Annotated in this window: 16 protein-coding genes; 6 read left to right on the top strand and 10 right to left on the bottom strand. The window is 66.5% G+C overall.

Going from position 1 to position 17920, the window contains the following annotated elements; genetic code table 11:
- Positions 1-27 precede the first annotated feature (27 nt).
- The 5 genes from ssb (at position 28) to ACNO8X_RS23375 (ending at position 8294) form a co-directional block, all read left to right on the top strand.
- Positions 28-471: a single-stranded DNA-binding protein gene (gene ssb / locus ACNO8X_RS23395; protein ID WP_418002928.1), complete on the top strand. Its 444-nt coding sequence runs from the start codon at positions 28-30 to the stop codon at positions 469-471.
- A 181-nt stretch (positions 472-652) separates the two neighbouring features.
- Positions 653-2326, top strand: coding sequence for an energy-dependent translational throttle protein EttA (gene ettA, locus ACNO8X_RS23390; RefSeq protein WP_043394363.1), 1674 nt, complete (start codon positions 653-655; stop codon positions 2324-2326).
- A gap of 55 nt (positions 2327-2381) precedes the next feature.
- Positions 2382-7241, top strand: a complete 4860-nt coding sequence (locus ACNO8X_RS23385) for an NAD-glutamate dehydrogenase (protein WP_418002927.1) — start codon at positions 2382-2384, stop codon at positions 7239-7241.
- 7 nt (positions 7242-7248) lie between these two features.
- Positions 7249-7662, top strand: coding sequence for an acyl-CoA thioesterase (locus ACNO8X_RS23380; RefSeq protein ID WP_020102240.1), 414 nt, complete (start codon positions 7249-7251; stop codon positions 7660-7662).
- Complete coding sequence (locus tag ACNO8X_RS23375; protein WP_418002926.1) at positions 7659-8294, top strand: hypothetical protein; 636 nt, start codon at positions 7659-7661, stop codon at positions 8292-8294. Before ACNO8X_RS23380 ends, ACNO8X_RS23375 begins: the two co-directional genes overlap by 4 nt.
- A 12-nt stretch (positions 8295-8306) precedes the next feature.
- Here ACNO8X_RS23375 and ACNO8X_RS23370 read toward each other — a convergent pair whose 3' ends face one another.
- Genes ACNO8X_RS23370 through ACNO8X_RS23360 form a run of 3 tightly spaced genes read right to left on the bottom strand, consistent with a single transcriptional unit; the run spans position 8307 to position 9972 of the window.
- Positions 8307-8798 (bottom strand): pyridoxamine 5'-phosphate oxidase family protein, encoded by a 492-nt coding sequence (locus tag ACNO8X_RS23370; RefSeq protein WP_418002925.1) that lies wholly within the window; start codon positions 8796-8798, stop codon positions 8307-8309.
- 48 nt (positions 8799-8846) lie between these two features.
- Positions 8847-9512 (bottom strand): cyclase family protein, encoded by a 666-nt coding sequence (locus ACNO8X_RS23365; protein WP_418002924.1) that lies wholly within the window; start codon positions 9510-9512, stop codon positions 8847-8849.
- A 49-nt stretch (positions 9513-9561) separates the two neighbouring features.
- The gene (locus ACNO8X_RS23360; RefSeq protein ID WP_418002923.1) at positions 9562-9972 is read right to left on the bottom strand and encodes a nuclear transport factor 2 family protein; all 411 of its coding nucleotides are present in this window, start codon (positions 9970-9972) and stop codon (positions 9562-9564) included.
- Positions 9973-10051: 79 nt separating this feature from the next.
- On the opposite strand from ACNO8X_RS23360, the gene ACNO8X_RS23355 reads away from it, so the two are divergent.
- The gene (locus tag ACNO8X_RS23355; RefSeq protein WP_418002922.1) at positions 10052-10645 is read left to right on the top strand and encodes a helix-turn-helix domain-containing protein; all 594 of its coding nucleotides are present in this window, start codon (positions 10052-10054) and stop codon (positions 10643-10645) included.
- Here the strand turns inward: ACNO8X_RS23355 and ACNO8X_RS23350 are convergent.
- From ACNO8X_RS23350 to ACNO8X_RS23320, 7 genes are all read right to left on the bottom strand, one after another.
- Positions 10642-11577 carry an SDR family NAD(P)-dependent oxidoreductase gene (locus ACNO8X_RS23350; RefSeq protein ID WP_418002921.1) on the bottom strand — a complete coding sequence of 312 codons (936 nt, stop codon included), beginning with the start codon at positions 11575-11577 and terminating at the stop codon, positions 10642-10644. The two genes, ACNO8X_RS23355 and ACNO8X_RS23350, sit on opposite strands and share 4 nt — an antisense overlap.
- Entirely contained in the window at positions 11574-13151 is a 1578-nt protein-coding gene (locus ACNO8X_RS23345; RefSeq protein WP_418002920.1) for a flavin-containing monooxygenase, read from the bottom strand. The genes ACNO8X_RS23350 and ACNO8X_RS23345 overlap by 4 nt, the downstream gene beginning before the upstream one ends.
- 13 nt (positions 13152-13164) lie before the next feature.
- Positions 13165-14043, bottom strand: coding sequence for a metal-dependent hydrolase (locus tag ACNO8X_RS23340; RefSeq protein ID WP_418002919.1), 879 nt, complete (start codon positions 14041-14043; stop codon positions 13165-13167).
- Between the two features lie 24 nt (positions 14044-14067).
- Positions 14068-14958, bottom strand: coding sequence for a metal-dependent hydrolase (locus tag ACNO8X_RS23335; RefSeq protein WP_418002918.1), 891 nt, complete (start codon positions 14956-14958; stop codon positions 14068-14070).
- 147 nt (positions 14959-15105) lie between these two features.
- A complete protein-coding gene (locus tag ACNO8X_RS23330) occupies positions 15106-15813 on the bottom strand; it encodes a TetR/AcrR family transcriptional regulator (RefSeq protein ID WP_418002917.1) in 708 nt (235 codons plus the stop codon).
- Between the two features lie 3 nt (positions 15814-15816).
- The gene (locus tag ACNO8X_RS23325) at positions 15817-17385 is read right to left on the bottom strand and encodes a glycoside hydrolase family 13 protein (RefSeq protein WP_418002916.1); all 1569 of its coding nucleotides are present in this window, start codon (positions 17383-17385) and stop codon (positions 15817-15819) included.
- On the bottom strand, positions 17385-17789 hold the full coding sequence (locus ACNO8X_RS23320) for a globin (RefSeq protein WP_418002915.1): 405 nt from the start codon (positions 17787-17789) through the stop codon (positions 17385-17387). Before ACNO8X_RS23320 ends, ACNO8X_RS23325 begins: the two co-directional genes overlap by 1 nt.
- Positions 17790-17920: the final 131 nt, after the last annotated feature.

Here is a 17920-nt window from a genome sequence, read left to right as displayed (position 1 = left end):
GCAACACCGAAATGGATGGAGAAGCACATGTTCGAGACACCCTTCACCGTGGTCGGCAACGTGGTGACCAATGTGGTCCCGCGTCGGGTAGGTGAGACCAATGTCGTGACGTTCCGCGTGGCGAGCAACTCGCGGAAGAAGACCGAGGACGGCTGGGAAGCGGGAAATTCGCTGTACGTCTCGGTGAGCTGCTGGGGCCGCGTGGCCGACGGCGTGGCCGGCCGGTTGTTCAAGGGCGACCCGGTGATGGTCGTCGGCTACATCTACACCAACGAGTACGTCGACAAAGAAGGCAATCGCCGCTCGTCGATGGAGATGCGGGCGACGTCGGTCGGTCCGGATATGGGGCGGTGCCAGGTCAAGGTCGATCCCCGGCGGCCGAGCCCGCTCGACGTCGAGGCCGGCGACACACAGCCCCAGGACGAGCCGCCCGAGACTGCGAATTCGGACGACCTGGTGCTGTCGGCGTAGGGCCCCGGTCGGGGCGCCGCACAGGGCCATCCGCGGGGCGCCCCGACCGCGCCATCGGGCGATTTGGCGGCTTGCCTAGGATGGGCAGCGAGTTTTCGCGGGACCGCGCCAGATCCAGTGAGCCGGGGCTCGCGCTACGAGAACGCTACGACGAACAGCCAACGAAAGGCATGACGACGGCATGGCCGAATTCATCTACACGATGCGCAAGGTCCGTAAGGCGCACGGCGACAAGGTCATCCTCGACGACGTCACCCTGAACTTCCTGCCCGGCGCGAAGATCGGTGTCGTCGGCCCCAACGGCGCCGGTAAGTCCAGCGTCCTGAAGATCATGGCCGGCATCGACAAGGCCAACAACGGCGACGCCTTCCTGGCGCCCGGCGCCAGCGTCGGCATCCTCATGCAGGAGCCCGAACTCGACGAGACCAAGACCGTTCGCGAGAACGTCGAGGCGGGCGTGGCGATCAAGGGCAAGCTCAACCGGTACAACGAGGTCGCCGAGCTGATGGCCACCGACTACACCGACGAGCTCATGGAAGAGATGGGCAAGCTCCAGGAGGAGCTCGACGCCGCGGACGCCTGGGACATCGATTCCCAGCTGGAACAGGCCATGGACGCGCTGCGCTGCCCGCCGCCGGACGAGCCGGTCACCCACCTGTCCGGTGGTGAGCGCCGCCGCGTTGCGCTCTGCCGGTTGCTGCTCAGCAAGCCCGACCTGCTGCTGCTCGACGAGCCCACCAACCACCTGGACGCCGAGAGCGTGCTGTGGCTGGAACAGCACCTCGCCGACTACAAGGGTGCGATCCTCGCCGTCACCCACGACCGGTACTTCCTGGACAACGTCGCCGAGTGGATCCTCGAGCTCGACCGCGGCCGCGCCTACCCGTACGAGGGCAACTACTCCACCTACCTGGAGAAGAAGGCCGAGCGTCTCGAGGTTCAGGGCAAGAAGGACCAGAAGCTGCAGAAGCGACTGAAGGACGAGCTGGCCTGGGTGCGTTCGGGCGCCAAGGCCCGCCAGGCCAAGAACAAGGCCCGCCTCGGACGCTACGAGGAGATGGTTGCCGAGGCCGAGAAGACGCGGAAGCTCGACTTCGAGGAAATCCAGATTCCGACGCCGCCGCGCCTGGGCAACGTCGTGGTCGAGGTCGACAACCTGGAGAAGGGCTTCGACGGCCGCACCCTGATCAAGAACCTGTCGTTCACGCTGCCGCGTAACGGCATCGTCGGCGTCATCGGCCCGAACGGTGTGGGTAAGTCCACGCTGTTCAAGACCATCGTCGGCCTCGAGGAGCCGGACGACGGCAACGTGAAGGTCGGCGACACGGTCAAGCTGTCGTACGTCGACCAGAGCCGGGCCGGCATCGACCCGAAGAAGACGGTCTGGGAGGTCGTCTCCGACAAGCTCGACTACATCGAGGTCGGCCAGAACGAAATCCCGTCCCGTGCCTACGTGTCGGCGTTCGGCTTCAAGGGCCCCGATCAGCAGAAGCCGGCGGGCGTGCTCTCCGGTGGTGAGCGCAACCGGTTGAACCTGGCGCTGACCCTCAAAGAGGGCGGCAACCTGATCCTGCTCGACGAGCCGACCAACGACCTGGACGTGGAAACGCTGTCTTCGCTGGAGAACGCGCTCGAGCAGTTCCCGGGCTGCGCTGTGGTCATCAGCCACGACCGCTGGTTCCTGGATCGCACCTGCACCCACATCCTCGCCTGGGAAGGCGATGACGAGGACGAGGCCAAATGGTTCTGGTTCGAGGGCAACTTCGGTGCCTATGAAGAGAACAAAGTGGAACGACTTGGAATCGAAGCGGCGCGTCCGCACAGAGTGACCCACCGCAAGCTGACTCGCGACTAACGTCGCACGTACGTGCCGATCGGGGCACGACGGTGCGACGTCAGGAGCAAGTCGGATGACGGAAAATCGGGGCGGACTCAGCAGCACGACGCAGTCCGCCGGCGCGGGCGGCAATGCTGGTCTTGCACGGGCATATCTGCTGACCTACCGCGGCCCCAACGACGGCTCACCGGCCGACGGTGGGGTCACCGCCCCGATCGACGTGGCGCTGGCGACCCGGGTGTCCCCGGAGTTGCTGGCCGCGCATTTCCGGCTCGGCCGTCGCCGCTCGATGGGGGAGACGCTGGTCGCGATCTACCCGGCCGACGATCCCGGCCGCTTCGGCCCGGCGCTGCAGATCGTGACCGACCACAGCGCGCTGCTGATGGACTCGGTGATGGTGTTGCTGCACCGCATCGGCGTCGCCTACACCGCGATCATGAGTCCCGAGTTCCGGGTGCGCCGTGATTCGGCCGGTGAGGTCGTCGCGATGGGTCCGGCGGGTGACCCCAGCGCACCGGCCGACGGCATCGACGAGACCTGGATTCATGTGCAGTTGGCGACCATCGGTGACGGCAAGGCAGTCGCCGACGCCGCGGCCGTGCTGCCCCACGCGCTGACCGACACCCGTGCGGTGGAGCTCGACACCCCCGCGATGAACGCCGCGCTCGTCGGGTTGGCCAATGCACTCGACGCCGACCACAACGGCCGGTTCCCCGGCTACGACCGGCGCGATGTGGCGGCCCTGCTGCGCTGGCTGGCCGACGGGCACTTCGTGCTGCTCGGCTATCAGCAGTGCACGGTGCAGAACGGGCAGGCGCAGGTCGACCCGACGACCCGGCTGGGCGTGGCCAAGCTACGCGCCGACGTGCTGCCACCGCTGGCGGGCGACGACGAACTGCTGGCGGTCGCGCAGGCCACCATGCCCAGCTACCTGCGCTACGGCGCCTACCCGTACATCGTGGTGGTCCGCGAGAGCGCGGGCCCGAACGGGCCCGCCCGCGAACACCGCTTCATCGGACAGTTCACCGTCGCCGCGGGCAACGCGAATGTGCTTGAGATACCGCTGATCTCGCGCCGGGTCAACGAGGCATTGGCGCTGTCCAACGGGGACCCGAGCCGGCCCGGCCAGCTGATGCTCGACATCATCCAGACCGTGCCGCGGTCCGAGCTGTTCTCACTGACCGCGCGCGACCTGGTGGACATGGGCAAGTCCGTCATCGACCTGGGTTCTCGCCGGCGTGCGCTGCTGTTCCTGCGTGCCGACAAGCTGGCCCACTTCGTGTCGTGCCTGGTGTACCTGCCTCGAGACCGGTACACCACCGACGTCCGGTTGGCGATGCAGGACATCCTGGTTCGCGAGCTCGGTGGCGAAAGCATCGAGTACACCGCGCGCGTCAGCGAATCTCCATGGGCTGTCGTGCATTTCACCGTGCGGCTGGGTGAGACCGCCAGCCCGGCGAGTGTCGACACCTCCACGGCGAACGAGACCCGGATTCAAAGCCTGCTGACCGAGGCGGCCCGGACGTGGGGCGACCGGCTGATCGGCGCCGTCACGCCGGGCACCATCACCCGGGCCGAGGCCGAGCACTATGCGGTGGCCTTCCCTGAGGTGTACAAGCAGGCGTTCACGCCGGTCAAGGCCATCGCCGCGATCGGCATCATCGATCAGCTGCAGGACGACAGCGTCAAACTCGTGCTGGACTACCCCGAGCCGGCCGCCGACGAGGACCGCACCGCGCAACTCACCTGGTATCTGGCCGGCCGCTCTGCGTCGCTCAGTGAGCTGCTGCCGATGCTGCAGTCCACGGGTGTGGTGGTGCTGGAGGAGCAGCCGTTCAATGTGGTGCGCGGCGACGGCATGCCGGTATGGATCTACCAGTTCAAAATCTCGGCGCACCAGTCCACTGTCGACGCACCGGAGGCCGAACGCGAGGTCATCGCCACCCGGTTCGCCGACGCGGTCACTGCCATCTGGCAGGGCAAGGTGGAGGTCGACCGGTTCAACGAGTTGGTGCTGGGTGCGGGACTGACCTGGCAGCAGGTGACGATCCTGCGGGCCTACGCAAAGTACCTGCGGCAGGCCGGTTTTCCGTACAGCCAGTCGCATATCGAGACAGTGCTGCGGGACAACCCGGGCACGGCGAGGTCCCTCGTCGAATTGTTCGAGGCGGTGTTCGACCCAGCCGGGGGAGACGCCGTCGAACGCGCTCAGACCGCCGCGGCTGCCGTCGCCGCCGACATCGACGCCCTGGTGAGCCTGGACACCGACCGGGTCCTACGGGCGTTCGCGGCGCTGGTGCAGGCCACCCTGCGCACGAACTACTACGTCACCGCCGAGGGCTCGGCGCGACAGCGGAATGCGTTGTCGTTCAAGCTCAATCCTCAGCTCATCGACGAATTGCCCTTGCCCAGGCCGAAATACGAAATCTTCGTGTACTCACCGCGGGTCGAAGGCGTGCACCTACGGTTCGGCAACGTGGCCCGCGGCGGCCTGCGCTGGTCGGACCGGCGGGAAGACTTCCGCACCGAAATCCTGGGCCTGGTCAAGGCGCAGGCGGTGAAGAACGCCGTCATCGTCCCCGTCGGCGCCAAGGGCGGCTTCGTGCTCAAATCGCCGCCGGTACTCACCGGTGACGCGGCCACCGATCGCGATGCGCTGCGCAGCGAGGGCGTCGCCTGCTACCGGCTGTTCATCGCCGGCCTGCTCGATGTCACCGACAACGTCGAGACGGCCACCGGCGCCATCGTCCCGCCGGCACAGGTGGTGCGCCGCGACGGTGACGATGCCTACCTCGTCGTCGCCGCGGACAAGGGCACCGCCACGTTCTCCGACATCGCCAACGACGTCGCCAAGTCATACGGCTTCTGGCTGGGCGACGCGTTCGCCTCGGGTGGTTCGGTGGGCTACGACCACAAGGCGATGGGCATCACCGCCAAGGGCGCCTGGGAGTCGGTCAAGCGACACTTCCGGGAGATGGGGCATGACACCCAGACCCAGGACTTCACCGTCGTCGGCGTCGGTGACATGAGCGGTGACGTGTTCGGTAATGGCATGTTGCTGTCCAAGCACATTCGGCTCGTGGCGGCCTTCGACCACCGGCACATCTTCCTGGACCCGAATCCTGATTCAGCCCGATCGTGGATCGAACGCGACCGGATGTTCCAGTTGCCCCGATCGAGTTGGGACGACTACGACAAGTCGCTCATCAGCGAGGGCGGCGGTGTCTACAGCCGTGAGCAGAAGTCGATCCCGATCAGCCCGCAGGTGCGCGAAGTGCTCGGCCTCGCCGCCGACGTCACCGAACTCACGCCGCCGGCGCTGATGAAGTCGATCCTGCTGGCGCCCGTCGACCTGTTCTGGAACGGCGGTATCGGCACCTACATCAAGGCCGAGACCGAGTCGGACGCGGACGTCGGCGACCGTGCCAACGACGCCATCCGCGTCAACGGAAATCAGTTGCGCATCAAGGTGGTTGGCGAGGGCGGCAACCTCGGCGTGACGCAGCGCGGCCGCATCGAATTCGATCTCGCCGGCGGCCACATCAACACCGACGCGATGGACAACTCGGCGGGTGTGGACTGCTCGGACCATGAGGTGAACATCAAGATTCTGGTCGATGCCCTGGTCACGGCGGGCAAGGTGGCGGCCGCCGAGCGCACCGACCTGTTGATGTCGATGACCGACGAGGTCGGTCTTCTGGTGCTCGCCGACAACATCTCGCAGAACGACCTGATGGGCACCAGCCGCGCCAACGCCGCCAGCCTGCTGCCGGTGCACGCCGCCCAGATCAGGGATCTGGCTGCGACGCGTGGCCTGAACCGTGAGCTCGAGGCGCTGCCGTCGGAGAAGGAGATCCGTCGGCGGATGGAAACCGGTCTGGGCCTGACCTCACCGGAGCTGGCCACCTTGATGGCGCACGTGAAGCTGGCGCTCAAGGAGGACGTGCTGGCCAGCGACCTGCCCGACCAGGAGGTGTTCGCCGGGCGGCTGCCGAACTACTTCCCGGAGGAACTTCGGGACCGGTTCGCGCCGGACATCCGGTCGCACCAGCTGCGCCGGGAGATCATCACCACGATGCTGGTGAACGACCTGGTCGACACCGCAGGCATCACCTACGCGTACCGGGTCTCCGAAGACGTCGGTGTGGGGCCGGTCGACGCGGTCCGCAGCTATGTCGCGGTGGACAAGATCTTCCGGGTCGGCGAGGTGTGGCGGAACATCCGGGCGGCCGGCCTGGCCGGTGTCCCGGTGGATGTCACCGACCGCATGACGCTGGACCTGCGCCGGCTGATCGACCGGGCCGGCCGTTGGCTGCTGAACTACCGGCCCCAGCCGCTGGCGGTCGGCGCCGAGGCCAACCGGTTCGCGGCGAAAGTCGAGGCACTCACCCCGCAGATGGCGCAGTGGCTGCGTGGCGATGACAAGGCCATCGCGGAGACCGATGCCGCCCAGTTCGTGGCCGCCGGTGTCTCGAAGGAACTGGCCTACATGGTGGCCACCGGGCTGTACCAGTACAGCCTGCTGGACGTCATCGACATCGCCGATATCGCCGAGCGGGAGCCCGCCGAGGTGGCCGACACCTACTTCGCGCTGACCGACCACCTGGGCATCGACAACCTGCTCACCGCGGTGTCGGAGCTGACCCGCAACGATCGCTGGCATTCCTTGGCGCGCTTGGCGATTCGCGATGATATTTACGGATCGATCCGGGCGCTGTGCATCGACGTGATGGCGGTCGGTGAGACCGATGAGACCGGCGAACAGAAGATTCACGAGTGGGCGTCGACCAACAGCTCCAGGGTCACGCGGGCCCGCCGGACACTGACCGAGATCCTGGGTGACGAGGTGCGTGACCTGGCGACCCTGTCGGTGGCCGCACGGCAGCTGCGCAGCATGACCACGCGAACGACGGGAACGGGCAATCAGGGATGATGGGCGGGTGACTGAACGCTTCACTACGCCGGTGCCGGTGCGCTGGTCGGACATCGACATGTATCAGCATGTCAACCACGCCACCATGGTGACCATCCTCGAGGAAGCGCGGGTTCCGTTTCTCACCGAGCCCTTCGCCGAGGACGTCGCCACCACCGGACTGCTGATCGCCGAAGTCAACGTCAAGTACAAGGACCAACTGCGCCTTGTCGATTCGCCGCTGCAGGTGACCATCTGGACCAACCGGCTGCGGGCCTGCGACTTCACGCTGGGGTATGAGGTGCGGTCGGCGCAGGCCGATCCGGATTCCAAGCCGGCCGTGATCGGGGAGACCCAGCTGGCCACGTTCAACATCGAACGGCAGATGCTGGTGCGCATCGCCCCGCATCAGCGCGAGTACCTCCAGCGTTTTGCCCGATGACCGAACGCGGAATCTGGCTCGCCGACACGGCGCAGGCAGAGAACCTGGGCACCTTCGTCGAGCGCGCGCTGCGCCTCGACGAGGCTGCGGTGGTGCGGCTGCGGGCACGCGGTGAGGGTGTCGTCGTCGCTTGGGCGGCAACGGGTTTCGAGGTGCTGGCCGCGCGTGTGGTCAGCGGCCGGGTGGCGCCGTCCGACCTGTGCGCCGGAGCGGATGCGCTCAGTCGCGAGCTGCCCGGGTCGGGCCGCATCGATCCGGGATTCTCGATGGACTCGGCCTGGCGTGGTGCGCTGCCGCCGGACAACGGCTTCAGCCACCTCGATGACGTGCCGGCCCACGCGGTGCTGGAGTTGTTTCAGCGCGGCGTCGAATTGGCTCGCGAGCACAGCGGGCCGCAGGGCCCGCCGCCGTCGCTGCTGGACCAGGACGTCCTGCGGGTCAGCGCCGGCGACGTCGAGGTGGGCATCCCGATGCGCTGCGTATTCGCCTTGACCGCCATGGGTTTCGTGCCCGACCCGCTGCCGGAGAACGAGGTGGTCCGGGTCCGGGTGCATCCGGCGTGGCTGCGCATCGACGCGCGGTTCGGCTCGGTGTACCGCCGCCGCGGTGGCCCGATCCTGTTGTCGCCCTAGAGGTCAAGCACGTCAATGCTTGCGGACGACGCGTTCGGATTCGCCGGGCTTCCACACGGTGATGTCGAGGTGTCCGTCGCCCACCTCGACCGCCGACGCCCCGATCAGGTCGGCGCGGTAGCAGTGCTCGAATTCCTGGCCTCGGATGTCGAAGCCGGTCTGTTCGTACAGTGCCTCGGCGAACCGCCGATGCAGGGCCTTGTCCTGCACGTCCTCCACGACACCCCATAGCTTCGCGTCGCCGTCGGTGACGTGGGTGTCGACCGTCGCGGTGTGCAGGCAGAAGCGTGGATCGCGGGCGAGGTCATCGAATTTCGTGGTGTGCGGCATGCCCGAGAGCCACAGCTCGTCTTCGAAGAACCGCGGCTCCATGGGGCTGATCCGCGGGAATCCATCCGAGCGCAGAGTGCCCAGCATGCACAGGTTTCCGGTGGCGCTGTGCCGACGGACGAAGGTGGCCGCAATCTGCGGTGCGACGTCCGCGAATTCTTTCCAGCTCGTCATGTTCGCGACGGTAGTCCCCGTCGCCGCGCCTGGAAACCCTCCGGGGACTCAGTCGGGGATGGTGGCGTACGCCCGGACGGGGAAGGTGCCGAATCCTTCGACGCGTGGCGGGACGGCAGTGAAGCGGGCGCCGCGCGCGGGCAGCGCGGCCAGGTTGGTGAGGTGTTCGACGACGTGAATCCCATTGCCCAACAACGCAGTATGGATGGGCCGCCGCCCCGCTGCTTCCGGGCTGGCGTCGTCGATGTTCACCGAGTCGATGCCGACCAGCGCCACTCCGCGGCGCACCAGGTGTTCGGTGGCGGCCTCGGACAGGAACGGTGCGTCGACGGCGTAGGCCGCGGTGCCGAAGTGCCGGTCCCAGCCGGTGTCGATCAGCACGGCACAGCCGGCCTCGATGTCCTCGGGTAGCTCGGCGACATCGACGGCCCGCGCTGTGACGTCCCGACGGTGGATGACGATCGTGGGCAGGTCCACCAAGGTGTTCAGGTCGAGGCCGGCCAGGTCGGCACCGTCCTCGTAGCGGTGAAACGGCGAGTCGATGTAGGTACCGGTGTTGCCGACCATGGTGATCGCGCCGATCGCGAACTCGGTGCCAGGGGCGTAGACGTCGCGGGACGCTTCACGCGTGAGGTGCGCGCTGATCGCCGGGGCCGGCAGCCCGGGGTAGGTCACCATCCCCGCTCGAATGGTGTGAGACAAGTCGACGAGCATCGTGACTCCGTTCAGGTTGCCGATCCCAGAGTCATGAACTCTAACGTTGTCAGCCGGTGGCAAGTGCGTCGTGCCAGGGCTTCGTGTCGGTGATCTGGGCCAGCGACGCGATCTTCCCGTCGCGAACGGTGATGTCGTGAGCGAAGGCCGCCGCATAGCGGCGTCCGGTGGTCCGGCCACGGCCGCGGTAATACCCGAGCACGATGACGCGATTCTCGCCCGCGGCGACGAATTCGTCTGGATATGGCGCGGTTTCCCAGTGCGCGGAGGCGCCGCCCCACACGTCGCGCAGCATCTGCTCCGGGCTGTGCACGGCTCCGCCGAGCCCGAAGGGCATGCCCTCGCTGACCCGTCCGGTGAAGTCAGGATGCAGTAGCGCCGCCAAGCCTGCCCTGTCGTGCGAGGTGAAAGCGGCGTAGAGGCGTTCGGCAACTTCAACGGTCGTGTCGGGTGTGCTCATGTCCAGTTTCCTTTCGGTGTGCCGGTCGATTTTATTAGAGAGTTCACTCTAATAAATAGTAGAGCATACTCTCTAGATCATGGGTAGGGCTCCACAGCACAGTGCCGACGATTTCCTGGACGCGGCCGCACGCCTATTCGCCGCCGGGGGAGTGCGGGCGCTGACGATGAACGCGGTGGCGCGTGAGGTAGGGGCCCCGAGTGGGTCGATCTACCATCGCTTTCCCGACCGCGCTGCGTTGTTGGCCGCCTTGTGGTTACGCACCACCGCCGGCTTTCAAAGCGGATACCTGGAAGCCCTCGGGGACCACCCCACGCCGGACAGCGCGGTTCGCGCGGCAGTGTGGTTGGTCGACTGGTGTCGCGGTCAACTACCGGCGGCTGTCGTGCTGCAGGCCGGCGTCCGGGCATTCGAGCCCGACGGATGGAACGCGGCCGCGCGCGCCGAATTGGCTGCCGCTGAAGACGATTCGCGACAGCGCCTCGACGGTGCTGTTCGGAGCCTGGCGAAACAGACCGGACGGCCCGCGGATCAGATTGCCTTCGCCCTCTTGGATCTGCCACTGGCCGCCGTGCGGCGGCACCTCCTGGCGGGCGAGCCGCCACCGAGGCGGGTCACCACGCTGGTAAAGAGCATGGTGGGTCTCGTCGTGGGCGGTGCTGAGCCCTGCTAGTGGCGCGCCATGGCTTCCGCGCCGACGGCGGACGCGGTCGGCGCGGGAGTCACGCGCTCCAGCACGGCCCCCACGAGTTTCTCGGCCAAGTCGAACGAGAATGGCTGCGCCATAACGCGATTGATTCCCGGGGCGACGCGTTGCATGACGTAGCCCAGCCAGGCCTCTGCCCGCACGGGTACCACCGCGAGGTCGTAGCTGACCGCACGCACCACGGCCCGGGCCACGAGGTCGGGGCTCATCGGCGAGAACGGCAGCATCTCGGCGAACTCTTGTAGCTGCTTGGTCAGTCGTTGGGCCTGCGCGACGAGCGCGGGGTCTACGCCGACGGTCACCGCTCGGTCGCCGATATTTGTGCTGATCACGCCGGGGCAGATCGCGCTGACGCCGATGCCGTACGGCTTGAGCTCGAGCCGCAGGCATTCGCTGAGCATCTTGACCCCGGCCTTGGACACCGAGTACGGCGCCATGACCGGCGTCGGCGTGAACGCCGCCGCCGAGGCGATGTTGACGAGATGACCGCCTCTGCCGCGCTCGGCCATCTGCGCACCGAACACCCGGCAGCCGTGCACCACCCCCATCAGATTGATGCTGAGCTGCTTGTCCCAGTCCGCCGCCGACAGCTTGAGAAACGGTCCGCCGACAACGATGCCGGCGTTGTTGACCACGACGTCGGGCACGCCGTGCTCGGCACGCACATCATCTGCGAAAGCCTCCCAGGCATCCGGATCGGTGACGTCCAGCTGCGCGGCCGACGCGCGGCGGCCGGCGCCTTTGATCATGGCGGCGGTCGCCTCCGCCGAGTCGACGTCGATATCGGAGACCACCACGTGCGCACCGCGTTTGGCGAAGCGGATGGCGGTGGCACGACCGATGCCGCTGCCCGCACCCGTGACGACGACGAGCTGTGGTTCCAGATTGTTGATCTTCATCCGGCCTTCTTCGAGGTGGCTGCTATTTCGGTGGCGTTGTCGGTGCCCGCGCCATACCGATAGACGTCGATGTTGTAATGGCGGTTCTGCCAGTACATCTCGCCGTGCGTGGTCGGCCGGAACGGTGAATCACCGTGGTAGTCGATGTAATACGTGTTGGACCCCGCGCATGTCGGCGTGAACAGGACGTTGTGCGCCTGACGCTGGAGGCAGTGCTGGAAGTAGGCGTCGTGGACGTCCTGCCGGATCTCGACCTCCCGGGCGCCGCGCCGCTTGGCTTCGGCGATGGCACGACTGAGATGTGCGGCGGTGGCCTCGATCATCCACAGATACGACCCGAGGACGAATCCGTAGGGCCCGGTGATCATGAACATGTTCGGGAAGCCGGGTACGGAGACGCCTTGATAGGCCTGAAACCGATTGACCGCCCAGAACTCGGCGGCATCGAGTCCGTCGCGGCCGACGACGGGGAAGGGCGGTACCGAATCCCGTTCCCACAGCTTGAATCCGGTCGCACAGATGAGGACGTCGACCTCGTGCTCGACACCGTCGGCCGTCACCACACCGGTCTCGGTGACGCGCTCGATGGAGTCGGTGACCAGGCTGACGTCACTGCGATTGAACGTCTTCAAGTAGTCGTTCGACATCGACGGCCGTTTGCAGCCCAGGCCGTACCGCGGGATCAGTTTCTCTCGGGTCGCCGGGTCGCTGATCTGGCTGCGCATCCAGGCCCGGATCGGCGCCTCGATGATTTTGCGCGTGGTGTCGACCATCCACGACGGGCCGGTGAGCATGCCGCCCATCCCGATCTCGGTGGCGAGGGTCCCGACGGCGCGCAGCGCCGACCGCAATTGGCCGAACTCCAGCACCGTGCGGGCGATACCGTGAATCTGGCTGTCGGGCTTGGGAAATACCCAGATCGGGGTGCGTTGAAAGACGGTGAGGTGCGCCACCTCGTCGACGATCGCCGGCACGAGCTGAAGCGACGTCGCGCCCGTCCCGATCACCGCCACCCGTTTCCCTGCCAACGCGACATCGTGATCCCACAGCGCGGTGTGCATCAGCACCCCGCCGAAATCCTGCAGCCCGGGAATGTCCGGCAGCTTCGGCCGTTCCAGCCCGCCGACCGCCATCACGATGTGGCGGCCGGTGATCTCGGATCCGCCGTCGGTCCGCAACCGCCACATGCTGTTGCGCTCGTCGAACGTCGCCCCGGTCACGGTGGTACCCAGCCGCAACTTGTCGCGCAGGCCGTACTTGTCCACCATGTCGTCGGCGTAGTCCCGCAACTCACTGCCGGGAGCGAAGACCCGCGACCAGCCGCCGCGCTGCTCGTAGGAGAAGCTGTAGATGACAGACGGGATATCCACTGCCACACCGGGATAGGTGTTCGCGTGCCAGGTGCCGCCGACGTGGTCCCATTTGTCGACGATGACGAAGTCGTGGATCCCCTTGCGGTATAGGGCGATGCCGGCGCCGATGCCACCGAACCCGGCGCCGACGATCACCACCTCATGATCGGGGGCCTGCCGCTCGGCTGTGGGTGGCTGCGCGACCTTCGTACTCGCGGTCATGACCGGTCCTCGGCTATCGCACGTAGTCGGCGAGTTCGCCGTCAGCGCCGAACAATTCGCGCTGCCAGCGTTCGAGGAGGTCGTCGGTCAGCACATCGTCCGGATGAAAGCCGGGCCGGAGATACTCGTGAATTTCTGCGAGTATTCCCCGCAGAAGAGGACCACGGAACACCCCGTAGGTCTGGCGGAGCACCTTGATGGGCCGCCACGCCGTCGGATCCAACAGGATCGAGAACATCACCGCGGCGGTGACCAACGGGATGGTGAGGTAGTACATGAACCACATGACCGTGGTGCGAATCCGCTCCGAACCCCCAACTGCCCGGTAGACATCGAAGGCGACGGATTTGTGTTCCAACTCCTCCATGGCGTGCCAGTTCAGCAGGTGCCAGACCTCAGGATCGCCGGGGATTTCCTGGAGTTCCTCGTTGGACAGCACCCGTGCGCCGAGCACCGCGGTGTAGTGCTCCGCGGCGGCCGTCATGGCCAGATGGACCTTCGCCGGGATCATGTTCTCGATGCGAACCATCGTCTTCTGCCGGACGCTGGTCGGTGCGAACAACAAGAAGCGCACCAGCGGATAACCCATGTCCGCGAGCTGACCGTTGAGCTTGCGATGTTCCTGCCCGTGCACGGATTCCTGGCCGATGAATCCCGCGACGCGCTTCTTGAGCACCGGGTCGGTGATCTCGTCGGAGAATCGGCGGACCGACCGGATGAACGACTCCTCGCCGGGCGGAAACAAGCCCGACAGCACCGCCACCAGGTGGCTGAACACGATGTCGCCCTCGACGAAATGGCGCTTCAGGGGCTCGGGTTCGCCGAACCGGAACCGCATCCGGCGAACGGTTGGGTACGTGACCCCGTTCGGGGTGATCGGCTGAGCAGTCATGATCGGTTCCCTTCGTGGTTTCGGCTATTTCAGGTGATCGACGAGGACGCCGTCGGCGCCGAACAGCGCGTCGTGCCACTGCAGGGCCAGCGCGGTTGTGTCGACATCGTCCGGATGGAATCCAGGACGCAGATATACGGCCAGATCGGGCAACAGACCCTTGAAGATCGGGCCGGTGAACAGCTCATATGCTTCGCGTGCCAGGCGATCCGGTCGGCGCCGTGCGACGGGGTCGGACCCGATCGAGACGGCGAGCGAGACCAAGGTCACCGGTAGGAGCAGGCTGCACACTGCCACCATCACCGCGATGCGGGTGCGCTCGGTGCCGCCGACGGCGCGGTACACATCGAATGCGACCGACTTGTGCTCGAGTTCTTCCAGCGCATGCCAATTCAGCAGGTGCCACACCTCGGGTTCGGCCGGGATCGATTGCAGTTCGTCGCTCGACAACACCCGCTCGGCGAGCACCGCGGTGTAGTGCTCCGCGGCGGCGGTCACCGCCAGATGCACCTGCGCAGGCAACCGGTCCTCGATCCGTATTCGCCTGTCCCTCAGCTTTTTTGAATCCCACCACGCGATGGGATAGCCCATCTCGATCAGTTTCTGATTGAGATGCCGGTGCTCCTGGCCATGCATGGACTCCTGGCCGATGAAGCCGGCGACCCGCTTCTTGAGATCGGCATCGGTGATGCGGTCGGCAAATCGGCGGACCGACCGGATGAAGCCTTCTTCGCCGGGTGGGAAGGCACCCGAGAGGCCGGCGACGAAATGGCTGAACACCATGTCGCCGGCGACGAAGTACTTCTGGCCGCCTTCCTCGTTGAAGCGGAAGCGTATTCGTCTCGTCCGTGGATAGCGTGCCCGCGCTATCCGCCCCGGCGTCGACACCTCGTGTTGCTGACTCGCTGCGGTCATGCCACCACCTTTCCTCGAACATTCAGTAACTAGTACCGCGAGTTCTAGTAGTTCGGACGTTACGACGGCGCGCGCCCCGGCGCAAGGGTTTTGGATAACGAGGTTTTCTGAGTTTTTCGCCGCGGGGTGCCCCGGCGGTCCTGCGGCTCAGTCCGTGGTGCCGAACAGCGCCATCTGCTCGTCGGGCTGGATGACGACGCCGCGCGCGGCGGCCGCCGCGGACACCGCGCCCCAGATCACGGGCGTCAGCTGGGTGATGAGTTCGTCTTTGCTGATCGTCGGCTCATTGAGCCACCGCAGTACGCCGAGGGCGACGGCGCCGAGAATCGCGTCGGCGGTGTATTCCAGGTGGTCGGCGTCGCCGTTGTGCATACGCAGCATTGCCGCAAGAACTTCGGTCATGGCGCTGGACAGATTGCGGCCGTTCTGGAGCAGCTTGGTCCGGGAGTGATCGTCGCTGAAATGCGATCCGACGACGAACCGGAATAGGTTTGGCCGCTCGTCCACGAGGTCGATGTAGCCCGCGAGCGCCGAACGCACGAGTTCGAGTGCCGTGGCGGTGACGTGGAAGCACGGAATGACGCGCTGCACGATCAGTTCCTGCATGCGGTCACCGACAGCGGCGAACAATGTCTCTTTGTCGGTGAAGAAGCGATACAGCTTCGGTCGTGGGACGCCGGCGGTTTTCACCACGTCGTCGATCGACAGGTCCGGCCCGAACTCCTCGATCGCCCGCAGGGTCGCCTCGATCAGCTCCTCCCGCACTGTCGCGCGATGCGCACGCCAGCGGTCTGCCCGCGCATCGCCGGTCGGCGCGGCCAGTCGCACCGCAACACGGGTGGCATCCACGGGCATGGGCTAATCGTAGTTCAGCCAGAGGGCCGTGTCGGGTGGCATTTGTCCATCCGGCAGTGGCCCGCTGGCGAGCAGCACCTCGCCGTGGGGCACATCGACCGCAGTGCTGCCGGCGTTCAGCAGGCACACCAGGCCGTCCTCGCACTGGAATGCCAACAGGTCCGGTGCGGTCGGCAGCCACCGCACCGAACGTCCCAAAGCTGTTCGGCCCCGGCGTAATTCGATTGCCATACGGAACAACGACAACGTCGAATCCGGGTCCGCGGACTGCGCATCAACCGTCAACGGCCCCCAGTCGGCGGGCATCGGCAACCAGGTGTCCGCGGTCGAAGAGAACCCGTACGGCACCGCGTCGCCGGACCAGGGCAGCGGCACCCGGCAGCCGTCGCGGCCCCGCTCGGCGTAGCCGGACCGCTCCCAGACCGGGTCTTGCAGGACGTCGTCGGGCAGGTCGACGTTGGGCAGTCCGAGTTCCTCGCCGTTGTAGACGAATACCGCGCCGGGCAACGCCAACATCACCAGCGCCATCGCCCGGGCCCGGGAAAGCCCTTGGGCGCCATCGCCGTAACGGCTCACTTCGCGTTCGACGTCGTGGTTGGACAGCGTCCAGGTGGGTGGTGACTCTGCCAGCTCGGCGGCGGCCAGGGAATTCTCGATCGCCTCACGGACGGCGTACGCGGTGAAATCGGCTCGTACCAAACGGAAATTGAAACCGAGGTGCAGCTCGTCAGGGCGTAGGTACTTGGCGAAATCGGCGTTGTCGAACACCCAGACCTCGCCTACGGTGGCCGCGTCGGGATAGTCGTCGAGCACCGTCCGGATGTCGCGGTGAATGGCGTGCACGCCGTCGTTGTTGAAGCGTGGATCGTCCACTCGGGTGGCCAGCATGATCCCGTCGGGATCGGCCATGTCCGGCAGGTCGGCCGGTTTCGCCATCCCGTGCGCGACGTCGATCCGGAAGCCGGCGACGCCGCGGTCCAGCCAGAACCGCAGCGTCCGTTCCAGATCCGCGGCGATCTCCGGGTTGTCCCAATTCAGGTCCGGCTGCGCGGCGTCGAACAGGTGCAGATACCACTGGCCGGGTCGGCCGTCGGCCGCAGAAACCCGGGTCCACGCCGGGCCGCCGAACACCGATGTCCAATTGTTGGGTGGCAGATCGCCGCTGCGCCCGCGGCCGTCCCGGAAGAGGTAGCGGGACCGCTCCGGACTGCCCGGACCCGCGGCCAGCGCCGCCCGGAACCACGGATGCGCGGAGCTGGTGTGGTTCGGGACCAGGTCCATCGTGACCTTGATGTCCACGGCCCGCGCGGCGGCGATCAACCGATCGAGCGCCGCCATCCCGCCGAACAGCGGGTCGACGTCGCGGGGATCAGCCACGTCGTACCCGTGATCGACCATGGGGGAGACCATCACCGGGTTGAGCCACAGCGCGTCGACGCCGAGCGACCGCAGGTAGTCCAGGTGTGCCGTCACGCCATCGAGATCGCCGACGCCGTCACCGTCGCTGTCGGCGAAAGATCGCGGGTAGAGCTGATAGAAGACCGCGCGTGACCACCACCGCGGCGCTGTCATCAGAACGCCGAATTGACCATGTGCTGGGCGGCCATGTCGAAGTAGTCGAGCAGTGCCTGCCGGTGCACGGCATCGATGGTGTCGGCGTCGATCGAGGCGAGCGCGGAGTGCATGCACCGCAGCCAGGCGTCGCGCTCGAGGAAACCGATCCGGAACGGGGCGTGCCGCATCCGCAGTCGCGGGTGCCCGCGTTCGGTCGAGTAGGTGCGGGGACCACCCCAGTACTGCTCGAGGAACATCCGCAGCCGGTGTTCGGCGCCGTCGAGGTCATCCTCTGGATATAGCGGGCGCAGAATCTCGTCGTCGCGGACCAGTTGGTAGAACCGCGACACCAGGAGTTGGAAGGTCTGAGCTCCACCGACTTCGTCGTAGAACGACCGTTGCGCCTCTGTCACGTTGGCCATTGTCCACCAGGGTGCCCCGGTGCGTTTCGCACGGGACTGGTCACCCGAAGTTCATCGGATCGTCCAGCTAACACGCCGGAATTCTCGTGCGATCTCTGCCGATCCGTGGTGGACTGTCAGCACGGAGGACG

It is taken from the genome of Mycobacterium sp. PDNC021, from assembly GCF_048282635.1.
Classification (GTDB): Bacteria; Actinomycetota; Actinomycetes; order Mycobacteriales; family Mycobacteriaceae; genus Mycobacterium; species Mycobacterium llatzerense.
Note: the sequence above shows the minus strand (reverse complement) of the source record. Positions and strands in the feature narration are given on the sequence as shown.